This window comes from Arthrobacter sp. zg-Y1219, assembly GCF_030125545.1.
Taxonomy (GTDB): Bacteria; Actinomycetota; Actinomycetes; order Actinomycetales; family Micrococcaceae; genus Arthrobacter_B.
Genome location: NZ_JASKLY010000005.1, coordinates 41,190 through 65,067, shown reverse-complemented (window position 1 = coordinate 65,067; position 23,878 = coordinate 41,190). Strand labels below are relative to the sequence as shown.

At 67.4% G+C, this 23,878-nt stretch carries 23 protein-coding genes; 19 read left to right on the top strand and 4 right to left on the bottom strand.

The annotated features are described in order from the left end of the window. The first annotated feature begins 35 nt into the window (after positions 1 to 35). Entirely contained in the window at positions 36 to 3,653 is a 3,618-nt protein-coding gene (gene smc / locus QNO00_RS03300) for a chromosome segregation protein SMC (RefSeq protein ID WP_284023617.1), read from the top strand. A 26-nt stretch (positions 3,654 to 3,679) separates the two neighbouring features. Here smc and QNO00_RS03295 read toward each other — a convergent pair whose 3' ends face one another. Both QNO00_RS03295 and QNO00_RS03290 read right to left on the bottom strand, forming a co-directional pair. Further along, entirely contained in the window at positions 3,680 to 4,411 is a 732-nt protein-coding gene (locus tag QNO00_RS03295; protein WP_284023616.1) for a glutamine amidotransferase, read from the bottom strand. Then, positions 4,408 to 5,709, bottom strand: a complete 1,302-nt coding sequence (locus tag QNO00_RS03290; protein WP_284023615.1) for an MFS transporter — start codon at positions 5,707 to 5,709, stop codon at positions 4,408 to 4,410. Before QNO00_RS03290 ends, QNO00_RS03295 begins: the two co-directional genes overlap by 4 nt. Positions 5,710 to 5,828: 119 nt before the next feature. Here QNO00_RS03290 and ftsY point away from each other — a divergent pair, with 119 nt between their 5' ends. Next, complete coding sequence (gene ftsY / locus QNO00_RS03285; RefSeq protein ID WP_284023614.1) at positions 5,829 to 7,046, top strand: signal recognition particle-docking protein FtsY; 1,218 nt, start codon at positions 5,829 to 5,831, stop codon at positions 7,044 to 7,046. Positions 7,047 to 7,135: 89 nt separating this feature from the next. Here ftsY and QNO00_RS03280 read toward each other — a convergent pair whose 3' ends face one another. Continuing rightward, positions 7,136 to 8,842, bottom strand: a complete 1,707-nt coding sequence (locus QNO00_RS03280) for a hypothetical protein (RefSeq protein ID WP_229965342.1) — start codon at positions 8,840 to 8,842, stop codon at positions 7,136 to 7,138. 257 nt (positions 8,843 to 9,099) lie between these two features. Here QNO00_RS03280 and QNO00_RS03275 point away from each other — a divergent pair, with 257 nt between their 5' ends. Beyond that, entirely contained in the window at positions 9,100 to 10,395 is a 1,296-nt protein-coding gene (locus QNO00_RS03275) for an ammonium transporter (protein WP_284023613.1), read from the top strand. Further along, positions 10,392 to 10,730, top strand: a complete 339-nt coding sequence (locus QNO00_RS03270; RefSeq protein ID WP_104053827.1) for a P-II family nitrogen regulator — start codon at positions 10,392 to 10,394, stop codon at positions 10,728 to 10,730. The genes QNO00_RS03275 and QNO00_RS03270 overlap by 4 nt, the downstream gene beginning before the upstream one ends. Positions 10,731 to 10,763: 33 nt before the next feature. On the opposite strand, the gene QNO00_RS03265 is transcribed toward QNO00_RS03270, so the two are convergent. Continuing rightward, on the bottom strand, positions 10,764 to 12,173 hold the full coding sequence (locus QNO00_RS03265) for a glucose-6-phosphate dehydrogenase (protein WP_284023612.1): 1,410 nt from the start codon (positions 12,171 to 12,173) through the stop codon (positions 10,764 to 10,766). A 129-nt stretch (positions 12,174 to 12,302) separates the two neighbouring features. On the opposite strand from QNO00_RS03265, the gene ffh reads away from it, so the two are divergent. From ffh to QNO00_RS03190, 15 genes are all read left to right on the top strand, one after another. Continuing rightward, on the top strand, positions 12,303 to 13,886 hold the full coding sequence (gene ffh, locus QNO00_RS03260) for a signal recognition particle protein (protein ID WP_229965345.1): 1,584 nt from the start codon (positions 12,303 to 12,305) through the stop codon (positions 13,884 to 13,886). A gap of 110 nt (positions 13,887 to 13,996) precedes the next feature. Further along, positions 13,997 to 14,572 carry an NUDIX domain-containing protein gene (locus QNO00_RS03255; RefSeq protein ID WP_284023611.1) on the top strand — a complete coding sequence of 192 codons (576 nt, stop codon included), beginning with the start codon at positions 13,997 to 13,999 and terminating at the stop codon, positions 14,570 to 14,572. A gap of 9 nt (positions 14,573 to 14,581) precedes the next feature. Beyond that, positions 14,582 to 15,328, top strand: coding sequence for an alpha/beta fold hydrolase (locus QNO00_RS03250; protein WP_229965347.1), 747 nt, complete (start codon positions 14,582 to 14,584; stop codon positions 15,326 to 15,328). Next, the gene (locus QNO00_RS03245) at positions 15,328 to 15,858 is read left to right on the top strand and encodes a GNAT family N-acetyltransferase (RefSeq protein WP_284023610.1); all 531 of its coding nucleotides are present in this window, start codon (positions 15,328 to 15,330) and stop codon (positions 15,856 to 15,858) included. The genes QNO00_RS03250 and QNO00_RS03245 overlap by 1 nt, the downstream gene beginning before the upstream one ends. A gap of 343 nt (positions 15,859 to 16,201) precedes the next feature. Next, positions 16,202 to 17,101: a pentapeptide repeat-containing protein gene (locus tag QNO00_RS03240; RefSeq protein ID WP_284023609.1), complete on the top strand. Its 900-nt coding sequence runs from the start codon at positions 16,202 to 16,204 to the stop codon at positions 17,099 to 17,101. 83 nt (positions 17,102 to 17,184) lie between these two features. Next, the gene (locus QNO00_RS03235) at positions 17,185 to 18,072 is read left to right on the top strand and encodes a VOC family protein (RefSeq protein WP_284023608.1); all 888 of its coding nucleotides are present in this window, start codon (positions 17,185 to 17,187) and stop codon (positions 18,070 to 18,072) included. Positions 18,073 to 18,302: 230 nt separating this feature from the next. Continuing rightward, entirely contained in the window at positions 18,303 to 18,710 is a 408-nt protein-coding gene (gene rpsP / locus QNO00_RS03230) for a 30S ribosomal protein S16 (RefSeq protein WP_229965351.1), read from the top strand. A gap of 1 nt (position 18,711) precedes the next feature. Then, a complete protein-coding gene (locus tag QNO00_RS03225; protein WP_104053842.1) occupies positions 18,712 to 18,954 on the top strand; it encodes an RNA-binding protein in 243 nt (80 codons plus the stop codon). Between the two features lie 236 nt (positions 18,955 to 19,190). Next, the gene (rimM, locus tag QNO00_RS03220) at positions 19,191 to 19,802 is read left to right on the top strand and encodes a ribosome maturation factor RimM (protein WP_284023607.1); all 612 of its coding nucleotides are present in this window, start codon (positions 19,191 to 19,193) and stop codon (positions 19,800 to 19,802) included. Position 19,803: 1 nt separating this feature from the next. Next, positions 19,804 to 20,586 carry a tRNA (guanosine(37)-N1)-methyltransferase TrmD gene (trmD, locus tag QNO00_RS03215; RefSeq protein ID WP_284023606.1) on the top strand — a complete coding sequence of 261 codons (783 nt, stop codon included), beginning with the start codon at positions 19,804 to 19,806 and terminating at the stop codon, positions 20,584 to 20,586. Between the two features lie 217 nt (positions 20,587 to 20,803). Continuing rightward, entirely contained in the window at positions 20,804 to 21,163 is a 360-nt protein-coding gene (gene rplS, locus QNO00_RS03210) for a 50S ribosomal protein L19 (RefSeq protein ID WP_229965354.1), read from the top strand. A gap of 59 nt (positions 21,164 to 21,222) precedes the next feature. Further along, positions 21,223 to 21,891: a signal peptidase I gene (lepB, locus tag QNO00_RS03205; RefSeq protein ID WP_229965355.1), complete on the top strand. Its 669-nt coding sequence runs from the start codon at positions 21,223 to 21,225 to the stop codon at positions 21,889 to 21,891. 11 nt (positions 21,892 to 21,902) lie between these two features. After that, the gene (lepB, locus tag QNO00_RS03200; RefSeq protein WP_284023605.1) at positions 21,903 to 22,775 is read left to right on the top strand and encodes a signal peptidase I; all 873 of its coding nucleotides are present in this window, start codon (positions 21,903 to 21,905) and stop codon (positions 22,773 to 22,775) included. Continuing rightward, complete coding sequence (gene rnhB / locus QNO00_RS03195; protein ID WP_284023604.1) at positions 22,772 to 23,527, top strand: ribonuclease HII; 756 nt, start codon at positions 22,772 to 22,774, stop codon at positions 23,525 to 23,527. The genes lepB (QNO00_RS03200) and rnhB overlap by 4 nt, the downstream gene beginning before the upstream one ends. Before the next feature lie 7 nt (positions 23,528 to 23,534). Beyond that, complete coding sequence (locus tag QNO00_RS03190; protein WP_104053848.1) at positions 23,535 to 23,858, top strand: DUF2469 domain-containing protein; 324 nt, start codon at positions 23,535 to 23,537, stop codon at positions 23,856 to 23,858. Positions 23,859 to 23,878: the final 20 nt, after the last annotated feature.

Sequence of the window (23,878 nt, the reverse complement as noted above, 5' to 3'; positions counted from 1 at the left end):
AAGGAATCACCCGACTGCAGGAAAGATTGGCCCCCGTGCATTTGAAGACGCTGACCATGCGTGGATTTAAATCCTTCGCATCAGCAACCACGTTTGAGTTTGAACCCGGTGTCACCGCGGTGGTGGGTCCGAACGGCTCCGGAAAATCGAATGTGGTGGACGCCCTGGCCTGGGTGATGGGGGAGCAGGGCGCCAAGACGCTGCGCGGCGGGAAGATGGAAGACGTCATTTTCGCCGGCACCAGCGGGCGTCCGGCGCTGGGCCGCGCCCAGGTGTCCCTGACCATCGACAACGCCGACGGCGCCCTGCCGATCGAATACTCCGAAGTGACCATTTCGCGAACCCTGTTTCGGTCCGGCGGCTCCGAATACGCCATCAACGGCGCCCCCGTCAGGCTCCTCGATATTCAGGAATTGCTCTCCGATTCGGGGCTCGGGCGTGAGATGCATGTCATAGTCGGCCAGGGCCAGCTGGACCGGATCCTGCACGCCGGCGCCGATGAGCGCCGCGGCTTCATCGAAGAGGCCGCGGGGATCCTCAAGCACCGGCGCCGGCGGGAGAAAACCGTGCGCAAGCTGGACGCCATGCAGGCCAACCTGGCCCGGCTGACCGACCTCACCTCGGAACTGCGCCGCCAGCTCGGGCCGCTGGGCAAGCAGGCCGCCGTCGCGCGCCGCGCCCGCACCGTGCAGCAGGACGCCCGCGATGCCCGGGCCCGGCTGCTCGCCGATGACCTGGTGACCCTGACCGGCACCCTGGCCCGCGACGCCGCCGAGGAGGCGGCGCTGCTGGCCCGCCGGGACGCCGCAGCCGCGGTGCTGGCCACGGCCCGCGCCCGCCAGGCCGAGCTGGAGGGCCTCGCGGCCTCCGCCACACCCCGGGTCAATGCCGCCCGGGACACCTGGTATGCGCTGTCCTCGCTTCGGGAACGCTACCTGTCGCTGGCTGCCCTGGCCGAGGAACGACGGCGCCTGCTGGGCAGCTCCGAACACCGCGAGGTTACCGGCTCCGACCCGGAACGGCTGCAGGCGCAGGCGGAGCGGGTCCGGACCGAGGCCGCGCTCCTGCAGGAAACCATCGAAGAGCGCCGCGGCGCCCTGGCGGATGCCGAGGAGGTCCGGGCCGCCGCCGAGGCCGACGCCGCCGCCGAAGAGCAGCGGCTGGCCGCGGTGCTGCGGGCCGCCGCCGACCGGCGCGAGGGCCTGGCCCGGATCTCCGGCGCCGTGGGCGCTGCCCGGTCCCGGGTGGATGCGGCCGAGGCGGAACTGGGCCGGCTGCGCGCCTCCATCACCGAAGGCGAGGAGCGGCGCCGGAAGGCCCAGCAGGAGTTCACGGCCCTGGAGAGTTCAGCCGCGGGCGCCGAGGAGGGCGAGGAGGGGCTGGACGCGGAATACGAAGACGCACTGGCCCAGCTCGACGCCGCCTCGGCTGCGCTCGAGGAGCTGCGCCGGACGAAGCAGGAAGCCGAGCGCGAACGCGAAACCCTCACCGCGCGCCGGGATGCGCTGCGGGTCGGGTTGGACCGCCGGGACGGCTCCGTGCTGCTGCTCGAATCCGGGCTCGACGGCGTCCTGGCGCCGCTGGCCGCCCTGCTCACCGTCCGGTCCGGCTGCGAACGTGCCGTCACGGCGGCGCTGGGCGCGGCGGCTGCCGCCGTCGCGGTGGCCGACACCGGCGCCGCGGTGCGCGCCCTGACCCATCTGCGCGAGGCTGGCGGCGGGCAGGTGGACCTGGTCCTGGCAGCCGGCGTTGCCGGCCCGACGACGACGGCCGCGGACACCCGTCCGGCCCTGGCCGACGGCGTGCTCTGGGCCGCTGACGTGGTGGAAGCGCCGGACGCGCTGCGGCACACTCTCGCTGAGCTGCTGGACGGAGTGGTCATCGTGGACTCCCTGGCGTCCGCCGCAGAGCTGCTCTCCGCGCACCCGGGGCTCAAAGCCGTCACCCTCGATGGCGAGGTCCTTTCCGCCTTCGAAGGCCGCGGCGGATCGGCCTCCGCGCCGGGGCTGCTGGAGCTGCAGGCCGCGGTGGACGAGACCGACGAGCGGATCCGCGCCGCCGCCGCCCGGTCCGAACAGGCGGGCTTCGCTCTCGCCGGAACCGTGTCCCGCCGCGACGCGGCCCAGGCGCGGACCGATGCCGCGCTGTCGGACCTGCACGAGTCGGACGCCCGGCTGGCTGCGGTGGCCGAACGGCTGGGCACGCTCGGCTCGGCGCTGCGCTCCGCCGTCGGCGAATCCGAACGCCTGCAGCGGCTGGTGCACGTGGCCGAGGGCAATCTTGCCGCTGAGCAGGAAGCGCTGGCCGCCGCCGCCGCCCGGTTGGCCGCTGCCGCCGAGGCCCCGGTGGAGGATGAACCGTCAACGGAACAGCGCGAGGCGCTGGCGCTCGCTGCCGCCTCCGCCCGCCGGGCGGAAACTGACGCCCGGCTCGCCCTGCGCACCGCCGAGGAACAGCACAAGGCGGTGGCCGGCCGGGCCGCCGGACTGGAACGGGCGGCGGAAAGCGAACGGCGGGCCCGCGCCGCCGCTGAGGTGCGCGCCCGACGTCGTGCCCTGCAGGCCGCGAAGGCCACGGCTGTTGCCTCCGCCGCCCGCGAGGCGCTGCGGTTCCTGGAGGTGTCGCTCGAGGCGGCTGCTGCCGAGCGCGACCATGCCGAGGCGGTGCGCACCGCCTGGGATGCGGAGCTGGCCGCTGTCCGCACCACTGCGGCCGATGCCGGCGCCGAGGTGGCCCGGCTCACCGATTCGGTGCACCGCGATGAACTGGTGCGGGCCCAGCAGCAGCTGCGCATCGAGGCGCTGGAGACCCGGGCCGTTGAGGAACTGGGACTGACCCCGGATCATCTGGTGGCGGAGTTCGGCCCCGACCAGCCGGTCCCGGTGCCCGTTCCGGCCGAGGGGGCAGCCCCCGGCGACAAATGGGCCGCGCTGCATGTTCCGGTGGACGACGCCGGGAATCCGCTCCTGGGCGGAGCGCCCTACGACCGCGCGGCGCAGGAAAAGCGGCTGAAGCAGGCGGAGCGGGACCTGGCCGCGCTGGGCCGGGTCAACCCGCTGGCCCTGGAGGAGTTCGCGGCGCTGGAGGAACGGCACACCTTCCTCAGCACCCAGCTGGAGGATCTGAAGGCGACCCGCCGCGATCTGCTGGACATCATCAAGGATGTGGACCGGCAGGTGGAGCAGGTCTTCAGCGCGGCGTACCGGGACACGGCCGTGCAGTTCGAACGCGTCTTCGCCACGCTGTTCCCGGGCGGAGAGGGCCGGCTGGTGCTCACCGATCCGGACAACATGCTCACCACCGGCATCGAAATCCAGGCCCGGCCGGCGGGCAAGAAAATCAAGCGCCTGTCGCTGCTCTCCGGCGGGGAACGGTCGCTGACGGCGGTGGCCCTGCTGGTGGCCATCTTCAAGGCCCGGCCCTCGCCGTTCTACGTGATGGACGAGGTGGAAGCCGCCCTGGACGACACCAACCTCGGGCGGCTGATCACCATTTTCGAGGAGCTGAAGGAATCCAGCCAGCTGATCGTGATCACGCACCAGAAGCGGACCATGGAGGTGGCCGACGCGCTGTACGGGGTCACGATGCAGGGCGACGGCGTCTCCACCGTGATCAGCCAGCGGCTGGACAAGGCCTCCGGGCCTGCCGCTTAGGGCGGGACTTGCCGCTCAGCGCCGGTTCAGCGGGCGTAGCGGAGCACGAAGTTGCGCAGGATCAGCGGCGGAACGCTGACCTGAACCCCGCGCACCGAGGCCCTGACGGTGTCCGCTTCCTCGGGAGGGAAGTACCCGGCGTCCTTGTAGACGGTGATCCGGGTCAGCAGCCCCGGAACATCCAGCTCGGGATGGAACTGCGTGGCGTAGAGGTTCTCCCGGATCCGGAACATCTGCACCGGGCAGGACGATGAGCCGGCCAGGTTCACCGCCTTAGGCGGCAGCGCCGAAACGGCCTCGCGGTGGCCGACAAACGCCGTGAAGGAATCCGGAACTCCCTCGAGCAGCGGATCCAGGCGCCCTTCGGCGGTCAGCTTGATGTCCACGGCACTGACCGGTTCGCCGAACTGCCGGTCCACCGTTGCGCCCTGGTGCCGGCCCAGCGTCCCCACTCCGTAGCAGGCGCCCAGGAACGGAAAATCCCGCTCCACGACGTCGTCGAGCAGCGCGCCCAGCTCGCTCTCCACGCGCAGCTGCAGCGCCGACTTCGTGCTCTCCGGATCGCTGGCGTTGAACGGGCTGCCGCTGACAAAAATCCCGCTGTACTCCTCCAGATCGATCCGGGGCAGGGGACCGGCCTCGAGCCGGACGCGGTGCAGCTGCTCCGGCGCCAGGTTCCCGAAGCGCAGGAAGGCTTCGTACTCTTCGTCGGCGGCGTCGTCTTCGGCCCGGGAGGCCAGCAGCAGGAAAGGCTTCATTCCTCGATCGTAGTGCGGGTGGGAGCCGCCGGCGCACCGGGCGCAGGTGGTGCAGCGGCCGGTGCATCCGGGGACGTTTCCGGCGGGACCGTGGCCGTGGGTGCGCTGGCCGGCCGTTCGAGCGTTTCGCGCGCACCGATCCAGGCGAAGCACGCCATGATGACGATGGCTCCGGTGACGCCGAACGCCCAGTTGTAGCCCAGATGGTCCGCCAGCAGTCCGGCCAGGATGGGCCCGACAATCGCACCGCTGTCGCTGGCCATCTGGAACGTCGCCAGGACCTTTCCGCCGCTGCGGTCGTTGCCCACGACGTCGGCGACGGCGGCCTGCTGGGCCGGGTTCAGGAGCCCGGTGCCCATGCCCGCGATGGCGGAAACCACCAGGAACATCGGGATGTTGGTGCTGAACCCGATCGCCGCGGTCGCCAGCGCGTTGACGGCCAGCCCGGTGAGCACCAGCGGCCGCCGACCCCAGCTGTCCGCCAGCCGCCCGGAGAAGGTCAGCACCACGGCGGTGCCGGCGGCGAACGCGGTCAGCGAGATTCCGGCGATTTCGGGTCCGGCGGTGAGGGCGGCCGCGGCGAACAGGGGCAGCAGCGAGTTGCGCACGCCGAAGGAGGACCAGCCGTTGGCGAAGCTCGAGGCCAGCGCGGCCCGGTAGGCGGAGTCCCCCAGCGCTTCGCGGACGGTCAGGACCGGACGGGGGACGGGCTTCGTTCCGCCGTTCTCCAGCCGCGCGTCCTTGAGGTGGATGGCGACGACGGCGGCCGCCACCACCAGTGCACCCGCATAAACCAGGAACGGCACGCGCAGGCCGAACCCGGCCAGCAGCCCGCCGGCCAGCGGTCCGGCGATGTTGCCCAGCAGGAAGGAGGAGGCATAGGCGCTGGACACCCGGCCGCGGACGGCGGGCTTGGCCAGGCGGATGATCAGGGCCATGGCCGAAATGGTGAACATGGTGGATCCGATGCCGCCGAGGCCGCGGAAGATCAGCAGCTGCCAGTAACTGCCGGCAAACGCGCACGCGGCAGTGGAGACGGCAACAATCAGCAGTCCGGCTATGTAGACCGGGCGCTCGCCGAACTTCTCCAGCAGCGCACCGCCCGCCGGCGCGAAGACCAGCCGGGTGAAGGCGAAGGCGCTGACGATGACTGAGGAAGCGGCAACGCCAACGTTGAAGCTTTGGGCGAACTGCGGCAGCACCGGCGCCACGAGGCCGAAGCCCAGGGCGATCACGAAAGCGGCGGCAATGAGGACTTTGATTTCCCGCGGTATCGCGAGACGGGGAGCACGGACCATGATGCCTAGATTGTCTCAGATCGACGCAGTTTCCGGGGAGCCGGACCCCGCCTGTCCGCGACCGGCAGCACGGCCGGCATGGGTGCCCCGGAACACACCGGTGTGACATGCTGGAGAGCGTGAATGAGACTCTTTCGATTGTGATCTATGTGGTCATAGCCCTTGCCGTCGTCGGTTCCGTGGCAGCCTTGCTGGTGCGGACCCGCCGAACTCCCAAGGGCATGTATCCCACCACCCGTGACGCCAATGACCCGGTGACCGGAGCGGGCTCGCATGCCGCCGGCACCGCAACCCTGGACACGCCGCCGGGGCAGGCCGCGCCGCCCGCTGACACCGACGTCGTCGTCCCCGATGACCTGCGCGACCTGGAGGAAGCGGCCCCCGCTCCCGAGGCTCCCGCGCTGGAAACCCCGGAACCGGTGCAGGGCCGGCTGGCCCGCCTGCGCGCGCGGCTCGCCAAGTCCAACAACGCGCTGGGCAAGGCGCTGCTGGCGCTGCTGTCCAGCGACAAGATTGATGAAGACGTCTGGGACGAGATCGAGGAGACGCTGCTGCTGGCGGACCTCGGCACCGAACCGACCATGGAGCTGGTGGACGCCCTGCGCGAGCGGGTCAAGATCTCCGGCAGCCGCGATCCGCAGGAAGTGCACCAGATGCTCCGCGAGGAGCTCATCAAACTGGTGGATCCGACCATGGACCGGTCCCTGGCCGTCACCCGGCACGCCGACAAGCCCGCCGTTGTCATGGTGGTTGGCGTCAACGGCGTCGGCAAGACGACGACGGTCGGCAAGCTGGCCCGCGTCCTGGTGGCCGAGGACAAGGACGTGCTCCTGGGCGCGGCTGACACCTTCCGCGCCGCCGCGGCCGAGCAGCTGGCCACCTGGGGACAGCGCGTGGGCGTGCCCACGGTGAAGTCCGACGTCGACGGCGCCGACCCCGCCTCCGTGGCCTTTGAGGCCGTGAAGGCAGGCATCGACGGCGAGGTGGACGTGGTCCTGATCGACACCGCCGGGCGCCTGCAGAACAAGGTCGGCCTGATGGACGAACTCGGCAAGGTCAAGCGCGTCATTGAAAAGCAGGCCGAGGTTGACGAGGTCCTGCTGGTCCTGGACGCCACCACCGGCCAGAACGGCCTGACCCAGGCGAAGGTCTTCGCCGAGGTCGTGAACATCACCGGCATCGTGCTGACCAAGCTGGACGGCACCGCCAAGGGCGGCATCGTCGTCGCAATCCAGCGCACCCTGGGTGTGCCGGTGAAGCTGATCGGCCTGGGCGAGGGCGCCGATGACCTGGCGGTGTTCGACGCCGAGGGCTTCGTGGACGCACTGCTGAGCTAGCAGCCGAAGCACCGCAAAGGGCTCCGCACTTCCGAGGGGAAGTGCGGAGCCCTTTGTCGTGGGTCCTGCGGGTGTTGCTGCCGTGCGGCTTAGAACGTGAAGTTCAGGACCGTGACGGTTCCGGCGGTCAGCGGGAACGTCTGGGTGCTGGAGCCGTATTCGAAGCCGGGCACCGTCAGCCGCTCGGCGGCCGGGGTGCCTTCGGCAGCGGCGCCGTCGATCAGTGTGCCGTCCTCTGCGGCGTAGGAGGGGCCGGTCATCTGCGTCATCGTCCCGGTCAGCGCCTTGCCGGGCAGCTCGAGGCTGACCGTGGTCTGGGCGTCGGTCTCGGGGTTGTTGTTGTTGACCACCACAACGCTGATGCTGCCGTCCGCATGGCGCACCGCGTACGGATAGGCCATGCCGGTTCCGGAGGTGTCCAGCTTCAGGAACTCGCCGGGCTCCATTTCGCCAACCATGGACAGGCCGTAGTAGTTGGCCCGCTCGTCCACGACGCCGTTGGGCTGGAGGTAGGCCCCGCCCGCGCAGATGGCGGACATGGGCGGGCCGCCTGTGCAGGTAAGCAGCGAGCTGTGGAAGCTGACCCGGGAGATGCCCAGCTGTGCCGCGCTCAGCGCGTAGTCGGCGCTCCACAGCGCGGACGCATGCGTCTTGGTGGTTTCGTTGGAGCCGGGGCAGGCGGAGACGCCGGTTTCCGGGATCCAGGTCTCGATGCCGGCCGTAAGGGCCGGTTCCAGCGCCGCGCCGCGGAAGTTGTTGGCGTGGTCATGGATGTGCCGGGTGACGAGGGCGCTCATGACGGGTTCGCCGGCCGGATCGGCGCCTTCACAGGAGGAGAGCGGGTAGTGGTGGAAGGACAGGATTTTGCGCTGCGGCAGCTGCACCTCGGCGAAGGGACCCCACCAGGATTCCTCATAGGTGCCCGGGCCCACGATCGGTACCTGGGGAGCGACGGCGTGCATCGCCGTGGCGTAGGCCTGCAGCTCCGTCAGGTAGTCCTGGATGCCGTAGCCGCCGGGCCGCAGCCCGGTCTTGGCGAAGCCGTTGGGCTCGTTGCCCACGGTGATGCCGACCAAGCGCTCGCCGAAGGCCGCAGCGGCGAACTTGGTCATGTCAGCGGCCCGGGCGGGGTCGTAGTTGCCGAGATCAACGGTCAGTGCGATTTGGCCGTCCACTGCTTCCAGGAGCGTGTTGACCCGCTCCAGGTCCGCCGGAGTCACGGCGCGCACCGGATGTGCCTTGTCGCCGGAGAGGTTTCCCGGAATGGCTTCGCCGGTGGAGGTCCAGAAGAACCGGCGGTCCACGGCATTACCGCCGAAGCGCAGCAGCGGCTTGCCCAGTCCGGAGATTGACTGCACCATTTCCGGGTTGTCGCCGCTCAGCGACGGGTCGGCCAGGTCCGTGGCTTCCAGGGAGAGACCGATCAGCCCGGCGGGCAGGGACGTACCGGTGGTTTCCGGAACGACGGTGACGGCCAGCGGCTCTACCTGGTTCAGCGGTGAACCGGCCGGAGGGCCTGCCTGCTCGTAGTAGTTGAACACGGGAGCCGGCGCCAGTGTGGGCTCCGGCTTCGGCGTCATCGTGAAGGGGGTACCGGTGGGGGAGGGAGCGGCCGCGGGCGCAGCCTCATCGTCCAGGACCATGGGGGCGACGACGGCACCGGCCGCCAGCACCACCGCCAGTGCCGCTCCGGAGATAATCCACGGCTTCTTCCTGTTTCTGCCTGGTCGGTGATTGTTGCCGTCCCCGGCGGCCAGGGAATCCGGACCGTCGGAGAAGGGAGACTGCTCGGGCATAAAAAATGAACCTCCGGTAGTGAGACTTAGGGACCATCCTAGCGGCGGGCACGGGTGACCCCTGCAGGGCCGTCAGGCCTGCCGACCCCCTGCCGACCTGCGGCGCGAAACGCCGTGGAAACATCGGCGACTCCGAGCTTTTACATCAGCGGGGGGTTTGTAATGTCCCGGTAATCCGCCCGGGCAGTGGCCGAAATCTGGCCCCGGCAGAGTTCATCCTGCGGGAAGGGCCCGCAGCAGGGTGAAGGGACGTGGAGATGGATCTGTCAGCAGGTCACGTCTGGGTCATGATTTCGGCGGCACTGGTGCTGCTCATGACCCCCGGAGTGGCATTTTTTTACGGCGGGATGACCCGCGCCAAGGCAGCACTGAACATGATGATGATGAGCTTCGTGTCCATCGGCCTCGTGGGGGTTGTCTGGGTTCTGTGGGGCTTCTCCATGACAGGCGGCGACGGCGTGGGCGGGCTGTTCGGCAACCCCTTCACCTCCTTCGGCCTCGAGTCCCTGATCGGCACGGAGGACCTCATCAGCGCCGGCTTCGGCGCCACGTTCGCCATCATCACGGTGGCCCTGATCAGCGGCGCCATCGCGGACCGCGCCAAGTTCAGCGCTTGGGCGGTCTTCGTTCCCATCTGGGTGACCCTGGTGTACTGCCCGCTGGCCTTCATGGTCTGGGGCGGCGGACTGCTCGGTGAAGAGGGCGCCATTGGCTCGGTGGTCGGAGAAGCCATCGACTTCGCCGGCGGCACCGTGGTGCACATCAACGCCGGCGTGGCAGCCTTGGTGCTGGCCCTGATCATCGGCAAGCGCAAGGGCTTCGGCAAGGACCCGAGCCAGCGTCCCCACAACATTCCGTTTGTCATGCTGGGCGCCACCCTGCTGTGGTTCGGCTGGTTCGGTTTCAACGGGGGAGCAGCAGGCACCGCCGAGGAAGCCGGCCTGATCTGGGTCAACACCATGGCGGCTCCGGCCGCTGCGATGGTCGGCTGGCTGCTGACCGAACGCATCCGTGACGGACGCCCGACGTCGCTCGGCGCCGCCTCGGGCATTGTCGCCGGCCTGGTGGCCATCACCCCGGCCTGCGCCAACGTCAGCCCGCTCGGCGCCGTCGGCCTGGGCCTGGTGGCCGGAGTCCTCTCCGCGCTCGCCGTCGGCCTGAAGTACAAGCTCGGCTACGACGACTCCCTGGACGTGGTGGGCGTGCACCTGGTCGCCGGCATCGTCGGCACCCTGGCCCTGGGTTTCATCGCCCTGCCGGTCGACGGCGAGGGCGGCGGCCTGTTCTACGGCGGCGGCTTCGCGCAGCTTGGCGCCCAGTTGGCTGCAGCCATCGTCGCGATCGTCTTCTCAGCGGTCCTGACCATGGTGATTGGCCTGGCGATCCACAAGACCATCGGCTTCCGGGTCTCCGAGGATTCCGAAGTCAACGGCGTGGACCTGAGCGAACATGCCGAAACCGCCTACGAATTCGGCGGGCTGGGTGTCGGCGGATCCTTCCGGCCCTTCCCCGAGTCCGCGCGCACCGCACCGAAGGAGAGCATCAACTCATGAAACTCGTAACCGCCATTGTCCGTCCCGAAAAGCTCGACGCCGTCCGCGGCTCCCTGGAAAGCTACGGAGTTCAGGGCCTGACCGTCAGCCAGGCCAACGGCTACGGGCGCCAGCGCGGACACACCGAGGTCTACCGCGGCGCCGAATACACAGTGGACCTGCTGCCGAAGATCCGCATCGAGGTCCTCGTGGCCAACGAGTGGCTCAACGACATTGTGGACGTGCTGGTCTCCACCGCCAACACCGGCCGGGCCGGCGACGGCAAGGTCTGGGTGGTCAACGTGGAGGAGGCGCTGCGGGTCCGCACCGGGGAACGCGGGGATTCCGCGCTCTAAGGCCTCGGCCGTCGCCCGCTGATCGCTGTCACATCACGGCTCCGCCCGGCTGGTTTTCCAGTCGGGCGGACCTGCCGTTCCGGCCGGATACGTCTCCAGCGGCACGTCGCCGTCGGCCCAGGCCTGCAGCACCGGATCCACAATCCGCCAGCATTCTTCGGCGATGTCCGCGCGCACCGACACCAGCGGATCACCGGAAAGAATGCCGTCCAGCACCTCGCCGTACGGCGTCAGTGCGGACTTGTGCATCGGTGCCGTCAGGCCGGTGCGCTCCAAATCAAAAACGCTGGCCGGTCCGTTGACGTTCAGTTCCAGTTCCAGCCGGGCCGGAGTGAAGGAGATCCGCAGCCGGGATCCCTCGCCCGCCGCGCCGGTGAAACCGGTGGGCAGATGGCCGACCGGTTTGAAGGTCACCACGGCCTCCTGCCGGTTTTTGCCCAGGGCCTTGCCCGAGCGCAGGATGAACGGCACTCCTGCCCAGCGGTCATTGTCGATCCGTATTTCCACTTCCGCCAGGGTTTCGGTGTGCCGGTCCGGGTCCACTCCGGGGGAGTCGGCGTACGCGGGGATCCCCTCGCCGTGGATCTCCCCGGCGTCCCACCGCGCCCGTCGGGTGCTGCTCGCATAGTCCGCCGGGACCGACGCCGCCCGCAGGGTGGCGGCCACCAGGTCCCGCACGTCCCGCTCGCCCAGGGTTGCCGGGGCTCCCATGGCAATCACGGCCATGGTCTGCAGCAGATGGCTTTGGATCATGTCCCGCAGTGCGCCCGCGCCGTCGTAGTACTTTGCCCGTCCCTCCAGGCCGAGTTCCTCGTCAAAGACGATCTCCACGCGCTCGATGTGCAAGTTGTTCCACACCGGCTCCAGGATCCGGTTGGCAAAGCGCAGCCCGAGAATGTTCATCACCGTGGCCATGCCCAGGAAATGGTCCACCCGGTATACGTCGTCCTCGGGCAGCAGGGCTGCGAGCAGCCGGTTCAGCTCTTGGGCCGAGGCTTCATCACTGCCGAACGGTTTTTCCAGCACCAGGCGGGTGCCGTCGGGCAGATCTCCGGGCTTCAGCGCCGCCACCGTGGACTGCGTAACGGCCGGCGGGAGCGCAAAGTACACGGCCAGCGGCGCGGCCAGGCCGCGGATGGCCTCGGTCAGCTGGGCCGGATCCTGCAGGTCCACCCGCAGATAGCTGCCGTTTTGGACAGTGGTATCCAGCGCCTGCCGCCCGGCGTCGTCGGCCTCGCCGCGCGCGGCCGCAAAGGACTCCTGCAACCGTTCCTGCCACATGGCGTCGGTCCAGTCCCGGGAGGCGGAACCGACCACCGCCAGGTCCGACGGTGCCCGTCCGCTGCCGATCAGGCGCGCCAGCCCGGGCAGCAGCAGGCGCTCCGCAAGATCACCGGTGGCGCCGAGAATAAGCAGGGTCCGCAGTGGGGGAGTTTCACTCATGGCTCCAGCGTGCCATCGGCGGTGCGGAACTGGTAAGGGTTTTGCGGCAATTACCCAACCTGCCTTGGTACCCTTAACAGCTGGGCCTGCCAAACATGGCGAAGAACTGACGAAAGAAGTGCGCGGCACGTGTTCAATTCACTGTCTGACCGGTTGACTACAACCTTCAAGAACCTTCGCGGCAAGGGCAAACTCACCGAAGCCGACGTCGATGCCACAGTCCGCGAGATCCGCCGCGCGCTGCTCGACGCCGACGTCGCCGTGTCCGTGGTCCGCGCCTTCACCGCTTCCGTTAAGGAACGTGCCCTCGGGCTTGAGGTTTCGCAGTCACTGAACCCGGGCCAGCAGGTCGTCAAGATCGTCAACGAGGAGCTCGTCGGGATCCTCGGCGGCGAGACCCGCCGGCTGCGCCTGGCGAAGAACCCGCCCACGGTGATCATGCTCGCGGGCCTGCAGGGTGCCGGTAAGACCACCCTCGCCGGCAAGCTCTCCAAGCACCTCAAGAGCCAGGGCCACAGCCCGCTGCTCGTCGCCGCGGACCTCCAGCGGCCGAACGCCGTCAAGCAGCTCCAGGTCAACGGCGAACGCGCCGGCGTGCCGGTCTACGCACCGCACCCGGGCGTCAGCTCCGAGTTCGAGTCCGCCACCGGCGATCCGGTGGCTGTTGCCCGCCAGGGCATCGAAGAGGCACGCACCAAGCTGCACGACGTCGTCATCGTGGACACCGCCGGCCGCCTGGGCGTGGACGCCGAACTGATGCAGCAGGCCGCCGACATCCGCGCCGCCATCAACCCGGACGAAGTCCTCTTCGTCATTGACGCCATGATCGGCCAGGACGCCGTGAACACGGCGCAGGCCTTCAACGAGGGCGTCAACTTCACCGGCGTCGTGCTGACCAAGCTCGACGGCGACGCCCGCGGCGGTGCCGCGCTGTCCGTGGCGTCGGTGACCGGCAAGCCCATCATGTTCGCGTCCACCGGTGAAGGCCTCACCGACTTCGAGGTCTTCCACCCGGACCGCATGGCCAGCCGCATCCTGGACCTCGGCGACGTCCTGACGCTCATTGAGCAGGCCGAGCAGAACTGGGACAAGGGCGAAGCCTCCCGGATGGCGCAGAAGTTCGCCGACCAGGAAGACTTCACCCTGGACGACTTCCTGACCCAGATGCAGCAGCTGCGCAAGATGGGTTCGATGAAGAAGATGCTCATGATGATGCCCGGCGCCGCCGGCATGCGTGAGCAGCTGGAAAACTTCGACGAGCGCGAAATCGACCGGGTCGAAGCCATTGTCCGGTCCATGACGCCGCATGAGCGGGTGGCGCCGAAGATCATCAACGGTTCCCGCCGCGCCCGCATCGCCCGCGGTTCCGGCGTGCACGTTTCCGAGGTCAACGGCCTGCTGGAACGCTTTGTGCAGGCCCAGAAGATGATGAAGAAGATGGCAGCCGGCGGCGGCATGCCGGGCATGCCTGGGATGGCCGGCCCCGGCGGTTTCAGCGGCGGCCGCAAGAAGCAGCAGGCAGCCAAGGGCAAGAAGAAGGCCCGTTCCGGAAACCCGGCCAAGGCCGCGCAGGAGCTGGCCGAGGCGGAGGCCCGCCGTGCCGGTGCCCGCAAGGCGCTGCCCACGGGCAGTGCGTTCGGCGCTCAGGACGCGGACTTCGACCCGTCCTCGCTGAACCTTCCCAAGGGCTTCGAAAAGTTCCTGGGCAAGTAACGGATTACGCACAGGCACCGCCGGACCTCTGTCCGGCGGTGCCTGTTTAAAGCGGATTCAGCCGGATCCGGCCGGTCCACCGGCGAGGCAAACCCAGGGAAGAGGCCAGTGTGGCAGCACAGGGACTGAGCGGGTTTTACGGATCCGTGTTCAAGCGCAGCACCACCGCCGCCGTCCTGATCCGCAGCACCGACGGCCGCGTGCTGCTGCTGCGTTCCGGCTCCGGCAGCTGGGATCTTCCCGGCGGCGTCGTCCTGGGCGCAGAGGATCCGCGCTCCGCGTCCCGGCGCATCGTTGCCGGGACGCTGGGACTGGAGCTCGGCGTCGGCCGCGTCCTGGTGCTGGACTACATCCAGGCCGGTGCGAGCCCCGGCGCGGCCAGGCCCGGCAGCCAGGGTGACTCCATCGCGTTTGTGTACGACGGCGGGGAGCTGGCCACGTCGGTCGCCGGGTTCACCGCCGGCGGCGGTGAGCGGGAAGCCCGCTTTGTGCCGGTGCCGGACTGCGCCGCTGTGCTGGGCGAGGCCGTCGCCCGCAGGGTTGCCGGCGCACTGGAAGCTTTGGATCTTGGCACGGTGACCGAACTGGTGGACGGCAGCAGCACGCCGGGCGAACCGGCTGTGCCGCCGCCGACCCGTCGGATGATGCCGCCTGTGGGCGGCTTCTCCGGAATTCTTGGACGTTAGGAGTCCCGCATGCCTTTGGAACGAGTGGTGTTTGTGCACGGCGCCGGCAGCTTCGGCGCGACGGCTTGGCCGCGGCAGCACGGGCTGGCGCTGGACTATGACTGCCTGTTTATCAAGCGACACGGATTCGACGACGTCGCGGAGCCGTTGGCGCCGGATCTGGAAACCGATATCGCAATAATCCGGGAGGCACTCGGCGAGGGCGGCCACCTGGTGGCGCACTCGGCAGGCGCTATTCCGGCCATGCTGGCGGCACTGAGGGATCCGGCGCGGGTGTATTCCCTGATCCTGTGCGAGCCGGCAGTGTTCTCGCTGACCCTCGACCTTCCGGCCACCGCCGCCCACCGGGAACTGCTGCAGCCGCTTTTCGACGCCGCACCGGAGATGAGCGACGAGGATTTTGAGCGCGCATTTGTCCGCCGTGTCTTCGCAGTCGAGGCGGCAGCCGCAGGCCGCGCCGCACGGCCGGGCCATTCCGCTCCGGCCGATGAAGCTGCCCGGCGGTCCGCTGCGCGGCTTCGGCTGCAAACACCGCCCTGGGAGGCGCCGCTGGACATTGTTCCCGGCGTGCCCACGCTGGTGCTCACCGGCGGATGGGAACCGCTGTACGAAGAGGTGGCTGATTTCCTGGTCTCCACCGGAGCCGAACACCTCCAGGTGGGCGGCAATCACCGGCCGCAGGACACCGGGACCGGCAAGCGCGAGATCCGGGAGTTCCTCGCCGCGCATAGCCGGGTGGAAGCGGGAGACCGCTGATGCGCCGCTCGGTCCCTGTCATCAGGGAAGCCGGAGCTGAGGATCTGGCCCTTTTGCCTGCGCTGGAGGCGGCCTCCGACAGCCTGCTGGCAGGGATGGCCGGAGTTCGGGACTCAGGGCCGGGAGCCGATCCGCTGCCGCCTCCGGGTTCCGCAGCCGACCTGGCTTCCGCCCTGCATCTTCTGGTGGCGGGAACTCCGCCCGTGGGGTTCGCGCGGCTCGAGGAAGTGGACGGGCAGGCACATCTGGAGCAGCTCTCGGTGCATCCCGACACGGCCGGCGCCGGGCTCGGCCGCGCTTTGGTTTCAGCTGCCCTGGAATGGGCGAAGGGTCAGGGATACACCTCCATGACGCTTTGCACCTTTGCCGGGGTGCCGTTCAATGCTCCGTTCTACGCCAGCTGCGGCTTTGGGACGGTGGCCGAGCCCGGCGGCGAACTGCAGGCCCTGCGGGAGCACGAGAAGGAAATCGGCCTGGATGCGCTGGGGGAGCGGGTCGCGATGCGCATTGAGCTTGTGCCTTCGAACTAAGTCTCGCCGAACTGATCGTGTCGAGGACCTGAACCTGTCGACTCGATTCACCGCGTAGAGGCAGGCACGGAGCTGTCCATGCGGTGTTCGAAGATCACGCCGTGAACTCCACTGGTGCCTGATCGCGCTCCATCGTCTTCCAAGTGTTGTCAAAGGCTGCAAGACGCCGCATACTGCCCACCTCGGATCTTCACCAAGGGGGGCGGCGGCAACCGTCGCCGTAACAAGGCAACGGGTTCCCCAAGCGCAGTCTTTCGTCTCCGTTAGGAGGAGACCAATCACTGAGCGAGCGGGAGGTCAGAAAGCGAGAAAGACGGTGAACGGTCAAAAGCCAAATCGTTCTGTGACTATACGATGGCTGAGCATTCTGATTGTTGCGGTCGGGCTGTTGCTGATCGTGACAATCATATTCGAGTTCATCCTGCCGCTCGTTGCCCCTGAACGGTCGTGGAAACTGATACCAGTCGATAATGTTCTTTGGTTCGTCTTGTTTGTTACCGTCGTGGAAGTACTTTTGGTCGTTGCACTGGCGATCACGTTGTGGCGAATTCACTCGTTTGCGGGAGAACCCCATGACGAAGTGCGGGCGGGTTTGGCAATCGCCCTGGGAACCGGCGTGGCAATAGCGCTGGCGATTCTCGTCCTCCAGCTCGCCGTTCAAGCGATCTCCGAAGACCGGGATCTGCGAGCCCAACGAGAGAATATCCGCTTCACCATCGGGATATCCCCGGATCTGACCGGCTTTGTGCGACCGATGGATCCGGGTAATCCCTCAGAACTTCTTGATCTGACCGGCTATCGGTTTCGCGGTAAGAACATGTCCGTCGCTATGCTGACCGATGCCAACCTGCGTGGAGCCAACTTCGTGTTTGCTGACCTGAACGGAGCTGAAATGCGCGATGTTATTTTGACCGATAACAAGGGGAGCATTAGCGATTTTCGGGCAGCTAATCTGGTCGGGGCCGATCTGACGGGTGCGGAGGTCGGGAACGCGAGCTTTGTGGATGCCGACTTGCGGAACGTGTACCTCTGTGGCGTTGACCTCAGGAACGCGAATCTGACTCGTACCGATCTCCGCGGAGCGAAGCTTGGGGAGGATCCCAAAGACGGTAACTGTGAGGTTCCGGGCCAGCTTCCGGATATGAAGAAGCCCCAGGGGGCATGCGGGCCTGCAGACGGGCCTGCCCAGGCCGCAGAGGGATGCGGTGCGGAAGCGCGAGCTGTCGTAGAACGCAGGAAGTGAAGCTGAGGAAAGCGGCAGGAACTTGTCCCCAAGCGAACTCTCCGCAGCTTGGCTTTACCTGAACCTTCAACTAAACTCATTACATGAACCTTCAAGTAAATCCCTCCGACCTGCTTCCCGCCGACCTCGCGATGGGAACCGTCATGCTGAAGGTCGGCGATCTGGCGAAGGTGTCCGCCTACTACCAGGGTGCGCTCGGCCTGGACATTGTGGCTGAAGCCGACGGCGGCCAGTACCTTGGTCGCGGCCGCGTCCCCGTGGTGCATCTCGCTCCGGCGCCGGGACTGCAGGTGGCCTCGCGCGGCGAGGCCGGCCTGTTCCACACCGCCATTCTCTTCGAAACGCAGGCGGATCTGGCCGCCACGGTGGCCTCCGCGGCGCAGTTTGATCCTGCGGCTTTCGTCGGGTCAGCGGACCACCTGGTCAGTGAGGCGTTCTACTTCACCGACCCCGAGGGCAACGGCATCGAGCTCTACTACGACAAGCCCCGGGACGTCTGGAACTGGGACGAGACCGCCACCGGCCGCGAGGTCCGGATGGCCTCGCTGGCGCTCTCCCCGCAAACCTACTTCCGGGAACACCTCACCGAGGAGGCGCTGGCCGGACTGCGCGGTGCCGGGGCCGGCGTCGGCCACGTCCACCTCCAGGTGGGAAACACCGACACCGCCGCGGCCTTCTACGTGGACACCCTGGGTTTTGAACGCACTGCCGGCTTCCACGGGCAGGCACTGTTTGTATCCGCCGGCGGCTACCACCACCACATGGCCATGAACGTCTGGAACAGCCGCGGCGCCGGCCCCCGCCGCGACACGCTGGGCCTGGGTGAAGTCCTCCTGACCGTGCCGACGGCCGACGACGTCGCCGGGCTGGCTGACCGCTTGAAGCTCGCCGGCATCTCCAGTCACCACACGGGTGCCGAGCTGCGCTTCGAGGATCCCTGGCGCAACCGCCTTCGCGTCACCGTGGGGTAGTGCGGAGGGGCCCATGGAGGGGGAACCCGTGGCGGACAGCGCCCGGCCCGACGCGCCAAACCCCGAGTCGCCAAACAAGGAGTCATCTGGCACAATGGTCAGGTACTCGATCTGCGCGGCCCCTCTCTCCGTGCATGCATCTTGTCCTTTTTGAACCCAAACGTTATGGCCCGCCCCACGGGAGCAGAAGTTCGGGTTCGCCCCTTTTCAGATCAGGAGTGACCACAAAAGTGGCCGTAAAGATTCGCCTTAAGCGCCTTGGCAAGAAGTTCTCAGCACACTACCGCGTCGTTGTCATGGATTCCCGTGCCAAGCGCGATGGCCGTGCCATCGAGGAAATCGGACTCTACCGTCCGACCGAGAACCCGTCGTACATCGACATCAAGTCGGACCGCGCCCAGTACTGGCTCGGCGTCGGCGCCCAGCCCACCGAGCAGGTCGCAGTTCTGCTGAAGATCACCGGTGACTGGCAGAAGTACAAGAACATCGAGGGCCAGGAAGGCACCCTTCAGGTCAAGGCCCCGAAGGAAGCTTTCGTAGCTCCCGAAAAGAAGTCAGTGATCGTTCCCGAGGCCATCACCCCGAAGGCCAAGAAGGACGAGGCTCCCGAGGCTTCCGCAGAGGCTGAGGCTGAGTAACTTGCTGGCCGAAGCGCTGGAGCATCTCGTCCGCGGAATCGTTGACAGTCCTGAGGACGTCAAGGTTTCCGCCAAGAGCAACCGCCGCGGGGAAACCCTCGAGGTGCGCGTTCACCAGGACGATCTGGGCCGCGTCATCGGACGCCAGGGACGGACCGCACGTGCATTGCGCACTGTGATTGCAGCCCTGGCGAACGGCGAACCGGTTCGCGTCGATGTAGTGGATACCGACCGCCGCCGCTGAACATCCGCGGCACGGCCGGACTGCATCGTCAGTTCCAGCACTTTCTTCATAGCATTACCAGTTGAACGCAGTTCACGGCATCCGGCCCCTGCACCAGATAATGGTGAAGGGGCCGGATGTGTTTCCGGGCAGGACCGCCAACAGGACCGCCCCCTCGCAAGCCCGCACCACGTCGGTGCCGAACCATCCCATCCCACCGCACCAAACTACGCCGCACCAATACAAGGAGACCCCCCATGCAGTTACAGGTGGCACGCATCGGCAAGCCGCACGGCATCCGCGGCGAAGTGACCGTCCAGGTCATGACCGACGCCCCCGAGGACCGCTTCGTACCCGGAACCGAGCTCACCGTCGAGCCCGCGTCCAAGGGTCCGCTCACGGTCATCAGCGCGCGGTGGAACAAGGACATCCTGCTGCTCGGCTTCGATGAGGTCGTTGACCGCAACGGCGCCGAAGAACTGCGCGGCGCGATGCTCTCCGTCGACACCGAAGAGCTGGACGACGAAGACGACGCCGAGGGCTGGTACGAGCACGAGCTGGTGGGCCTGCAGGCCAAGGTGGGCGACGACGTCGTCGGCACCGTCAGCGGCCTGCGCACCCTGACCGTGCAGGACCTGCTTGTCGTAGACGACACGCAGGGCCGCGAGGTCCTGGTTCCGTTTGTGGAAGCCATCGTGCCCGAGGTCAACGTCGAGGGCGGCTACGTCCTGATCACCCCGCCCCCGGGCCTCTTCGAATTGAACCTGCCCGAGGACAAGCCGGAGAAGCAGGACAAGCCGGAGAAGCAGGACAAGGCGACGGCAGCGGACAAGGCGCCGAACAGCGCTTCGGGCGAGGCCGGCCGCTAAAGTGCGCATTGATGTAGTCAGCATTTTCCCGGAGTACCTGGCCGCGCTGGACCTGTCGCTGATCGGCAAGGCCCGGCAGGATGGCCTGCTGGACCTCAACGTCCACGACCTGCGCGACTTCACCACGGACCGGCACCGCACCGTGGACGATACCCCCTACGGCGGCGGCGCCGGCATGGTGATGAAGGCCGAACCGTGGGCGCAGGCACTGGCCTCCGTCGCCGGCGAAGAGGAAGCCGCACGCCCGGTGCTGATTGTTCCGTCGCCGGCCGGTGCGGTCTTCACCCAGGCCATGGCCTATGAGCTGGCCGAAGAAAAGCACCTGGTCTTCGCCTGCGGCCGCTACGAGGGCATCGACGAACGCGTGCTGGAGTGGGCCGGAGAGCATTTCGATGTCCGCCCGGTCAGCCTCGGCGACTATGTGCTCAACGGGGGAGAGGTCGCCGTCCTGGCCATGGTGGAGGCAATCGGCCGCCTGGTGCCCGGCGTCGTCGGCAATCCGGAATCCCTGGTGGAGGAATCGCACTCCGACGGGTTGCTGGAATACCCCGTTTACACGAAGCCCTCGTCCTGGCGGGACCGCGATGTGCCGGAAATCCTGCTCAGCGGCAACCACGGTAAAATCGCCCAGTGGCGCCGCGAGCAGCAGCTGCAGCGCACCGCCGCACGCCGCCCGGACCTGCTGGAAAAGCTCGACGCCGCGCAGCTGAACAAAGCCGATAAGGCAGCGCTCGAAGCTCTGGGCTACGAAGTGACGAAGGACCGGATCCTGCCGCGCCGTTGATTGGTGGCGTTTGGCGGGATATGGCAGAATAGATAACTGTGTCATCTGGGTCCGCACCTGCCACAGGGGGAGCGCGGCCAACAGACTGCACGCCGGCAGCCAATCCTCGGCTCAGCCGGTCTTTAGCTTCGGCAGCATCTGTGCAGCGTAACCGCTGCATCCTTGCCTGCCGTTACCAAAGTGGATGACCTGTGGCGTCCACCAGGAGTGATACACAATGCACATCCTAGATTCTGTTGATGCAGCTTCGCTGCGTTCAGACATCCCCGAGTTCCGCGCCGGTGACACGGTCAAGGTTCACGTAAACATCATCGAAGGCAAGAACACCCGTGTTCAGGTCTTCCAGGGCTTCGTCATGAAGCGCCAGGGCGATGGCCTGCGCGAGACCTTCACGGTCCGCAAGGTCAGCTTCGGCGTCGGCGTGGAGCGTACCTTCCCGGTTCACTCCCCGGTCATCGACAAGCTCGAGCTCGTCTCCAAGGGTGACGTCCGCCGCGCCAAGCTGTACTACATGCGCGATCTGCGCGGCAAGGCAGCCAAGATCAAGGAAAAGCGCGACGCACGTCCCGCCAAGTAACTTTCTTGATCCACGCAGCATCCGCTTCCCGGGAATCTTCGGACCCTCCCGGGAAGCACATGAAACGCCGGCCCCGGTTTGTGGGCTGGCGTTTCGTGTTATGCGCCCTTGCCGCCGCTGTGGTGCTGGTGGCGCTGGTCCGCGCGTTTGTCGTGGACGTCTACTACATACCGTCCGAGTCGATGCAGCCGCTGCTGGAACCGGGCGACCGCGTGGTGGTCTCACGCACCGACTACAGGTCCGGCGAAATCCAGCGCGGCGACGTCGTGGTCTTTGACGGCAAAGGATCCCTGGCTCCGCTGCACAACGGTGATCCGCTCCCGGTGACAGCGGTGAAGTCCCTGGCCCGGTGGGTCGGCCTGGCCGGCAGCGACACTGTCTACGTGAAACGGGTCATCGGAGTTCCGGGTGACCGGGTCAGCTGCTGCACGGCGGACGAGCCTCGGTTGACCGTCAATGGAACTCCGGTGGACGAGTCATACGTTTATCCGGGAGACGCTCCCAGCGAGAAGTCCTTTGACGTCATTGTCCCCGACGGCCGGCTGTGGCTGATGGGAGACCACCGGTCCCGGTCCGCCGATTCCCGGTCCCTGCTGGGGGCTCCCGGCGGCGGACTCATTTCGCAGGAGCGCGTCATTGGCAGGGCCACGGCCATCTTGTGGCCGCTGGAGCGTAGTTCGGATATTGAGCGGCTAGAGTTAGGAGCCGAGTGGAACACGGCGAAGTAAGAGGAAAGCATATGGCTCAGAACGTCCCGGACGAGCCCACCCAGAGCGCCGGATCCGGCATCCACGGCGCCCATTCGGCGAACCCGCGCGCGGCGGCCCCCGGCAAAAGGGACGGCGCCGGCAAGGACAGCGCCGGCAAGGACAGCGCCGGCGATGAGAGTGCCGGCAAGAAAAAGGGCAGCGAGAAAAACCGCGGCTTTGGCGGCTGGCTGCGCGAAGTGGCCACCATCATTGTGGTCGCGCTGCTGCTGTCCTTCTTGATCAAGACGTTTCTCTTCCGGGCGTTCTACATCCCCTCGGGTTCCATGGAGGAAACCCTGGAGATCAACGACCGCATCTTCGTGAACCTGCTGGTCCCGGAACCCTTTGACCTGAACCGCGGCGACGTGGTGGTATTCAAGGACACCAAGGGCTGGCTGCCGGAGCTCCCGCCGGCCACCGAGGGCCCGGGAACCTGGATCCGCGATGCCCTGATCTTTGTCGGGCTGGTTCCCGACACCTCGGAGCAGCACCTCGTGAAGCGGGTCATCGGCACCGAGGGCGACCGCGTCGTCTGCTGCGACGCCGACGGCAAGATCACGGTCAACGGCGAGCCGCTGACCGAGCCCTACATCTACCCCGGCGCGTCGCCGTCGGACGTTGCCTTCGACGTCGTGGTTCCCGAGGGCAAGGTCTGGGTCATGGGCGACCACCGCAACGCCTCCGCGGATTCCCGCGAACACCTCCAGGATCCCAGCGGCGGCTTCGTTGACGTCGAGGACATCGAGGGTAAGGCGGCCGTGACCGCATGGCCGTTGAACCGCGCTGGCTTCGTGGGCAGCTATCCGGAAGTCTTCGAAAACGTTCCCGAGCCCTCCAGCTCAGCACCGGCCGAATCGAAATGACGGCTGCGCCAGCCCGCCAGCGTCCGAAGACCGGAACCGGCAGCAAGGCCCCGACGCTCCGGTTCGAGCGGTCCTTTGCCGCCGCCGGCCACAAGGTGCTGGCAGGCTGCGACGAGGTGGGCCGCGGTGCCCTGGCCGGGCCGGTCAGCGTGGGACTGGTGGCCGTGGACCTGGCAACGGTCCGGTCACTCAAGGGCGTGCGGGACAGCAAGCTGCTCTCCGTCAGCGACCGGGAAACCCTGGTGCCGCTGATCAAGAAATGGTCGCTGGGCTGGGGCGTCGGGCATGCCAGCGCGGCCGAAATCGACCTCCACGGGATCATGGCTGCGCTGCGGCTGGCCGGAACCCGCGCCTGGGACCAGGTCTGCTCGGACCTGACGCCCGACGTCGTGCTTCTGGACGGCAACTACAACTGGCTCTCGCCGGCGCCCCAGGCCAGCCTCTTTGACGTTCCGAACGACGACGACGGCGGCTGCCTGGCGCCCGTCCACACCAAGATCAAGGCCGACATGCAGTGCCTGAGCGTGGCCGCCGCCAGCGTACTCGCGAAAGTGGAGCGGGACGCGATGATGGTGGACTACGCTGTGACACATCCTCAGTACGGCTGGGAAGTGAACAAGGGCTACGCTACGGCGTCCCATCGGTTGGCGATTGACGCGCACGGGCCCACGCCCCTGCACCGGATGTCCTGGCAGTTGGGATCGCGTCCGGAACCGTATGCCGCAGACCAAGAGAGCGTCGTTGGGGGATGATGGAATTATGAGCGCGGAAGACCTTGAGAACTATGAAACGGACATGGAGCTTCAGCTCTACCGTGAGTACCGGGACGTGGTGGGGCTCTTCAGCTACGTAGTCGAAACGGAGCGGAGGTTCTATCTGGCGAACCATGTGGACCTGCAGGCACGCTCCGCGGACGGCGAGATCTACTTCGATCTCACGCTTCAGGATGCCTGGGTGTGGGATGTGTACAGGTCCGCCAGGTTCGTCAAAAGCGTCCGCGTGATCACGTTCAAGGACGTGAACGTGGAGGAACTGACCCGCAACGACGACCTCACCATTCCCAAGGCAGACGAACTGGGCTGACGCTCGCCCGCACGCTGCGA

Coding starts and splice junctions, on each gene's coding strand:
- QNO00_RS03295 (WP_284023616.1), bottom strand. CDS start 4,411: ATGAAGCCTTTCCTGCTGCTGGCCTCCCGGGCCGAAGACGACGCCGCC.
- QNO00_RS03290 (WP_284023615.1), bottom strand. CDS start 5,709: ATGGTCCGTGCTCCCCGTCTCGCGATACCGCGGGAAATCAAAGTCCTC.
- QNO00_RS03280 (WP_229965342.1), bottom strand. CDS start 8,842: ATGCCCGAGCAGTCTCCCTTCTCCGACGGTCCGGATTCCCTGGCCGCC.
- QNO00_RS03275 (WP_284023613.1), top strand. CDS start 9,100: ATGGATCTGTCAGCAGGTCACGTCTGGGTCATGATTTCGGCGGCACTG.
- QNO00_RS03270 (WP_104053827.1), top strand. CDS start 10,392: ATGAAACTCGTAACCGCCATTGTCCGTCCCGAAAAGCTCGACGCCGTC.
- QNO00_RS03265 (WP_284023612.1), bottom strand. CDS start 12,173: ATGAGTGAAACTCCCCCACTGCGGACCCTGCTTATTCTCGGCGCCACC.
- QNO00_RS03250 (WP_229965347.1), top strand. CDS start 14,582: ATGCCTTTGGAACGAGTGGTGTTTGTGCACGGCGCCGGCAGCTTCGGC.
- QNO00_RS03245 (WP_284023610.1), top strand. CDS start 15,328: ATGCGCCGCTCGGTCCCTGTCATCAGGGAAGCCGGAGCTGAGGATCTG.
- QNO00_RS03235 (WP_284023608.1), top strand. CDS start 17,185: ATGAACCTTCAAGTAAATCCCTCCGACCTGCTTCCCGCCGACCTCGCG.
- rimM (WP_284023607.1), top strand. CDS start 19,191: ATGCAGTTACAGGTGGCACGCATCGGCAAGCCGCACGGCATCCGCGGC.
- rplS (WP_229965354.1), top strand. CDS start 20,804: ATGCACATCCTAGATTCTGTTGATGCAGCTTCGCTGCGTTCAGACATC.
- lepB (WP_229965355.1), top strand. CDS start 21,223: ATGAAACGCCGGCCCCGGTTTGTGGGCTGGCGTTTCGTGTTATGCGCC.
- lepB (WP_284023605.1), top strand. CDS start 21,903: ATGGCTCAGAACGTCCCGGACGAGCCCACCCAGAGCGCCGGATCCGGC.
- rnhB (WP_284023604.1), top strand. CDS start 22,772: ATGACGGCTGCGCCAGCCCGCCAGCGTCCGAAGACCGGAACCGGCAGC.
- QNO00_RS03190 (WP_104053848.1), top strand. CDS start 23,535: ATGAGCGCGGAAGACCTTGAGAACTATGAAACGGACATGGAGCTTCAG.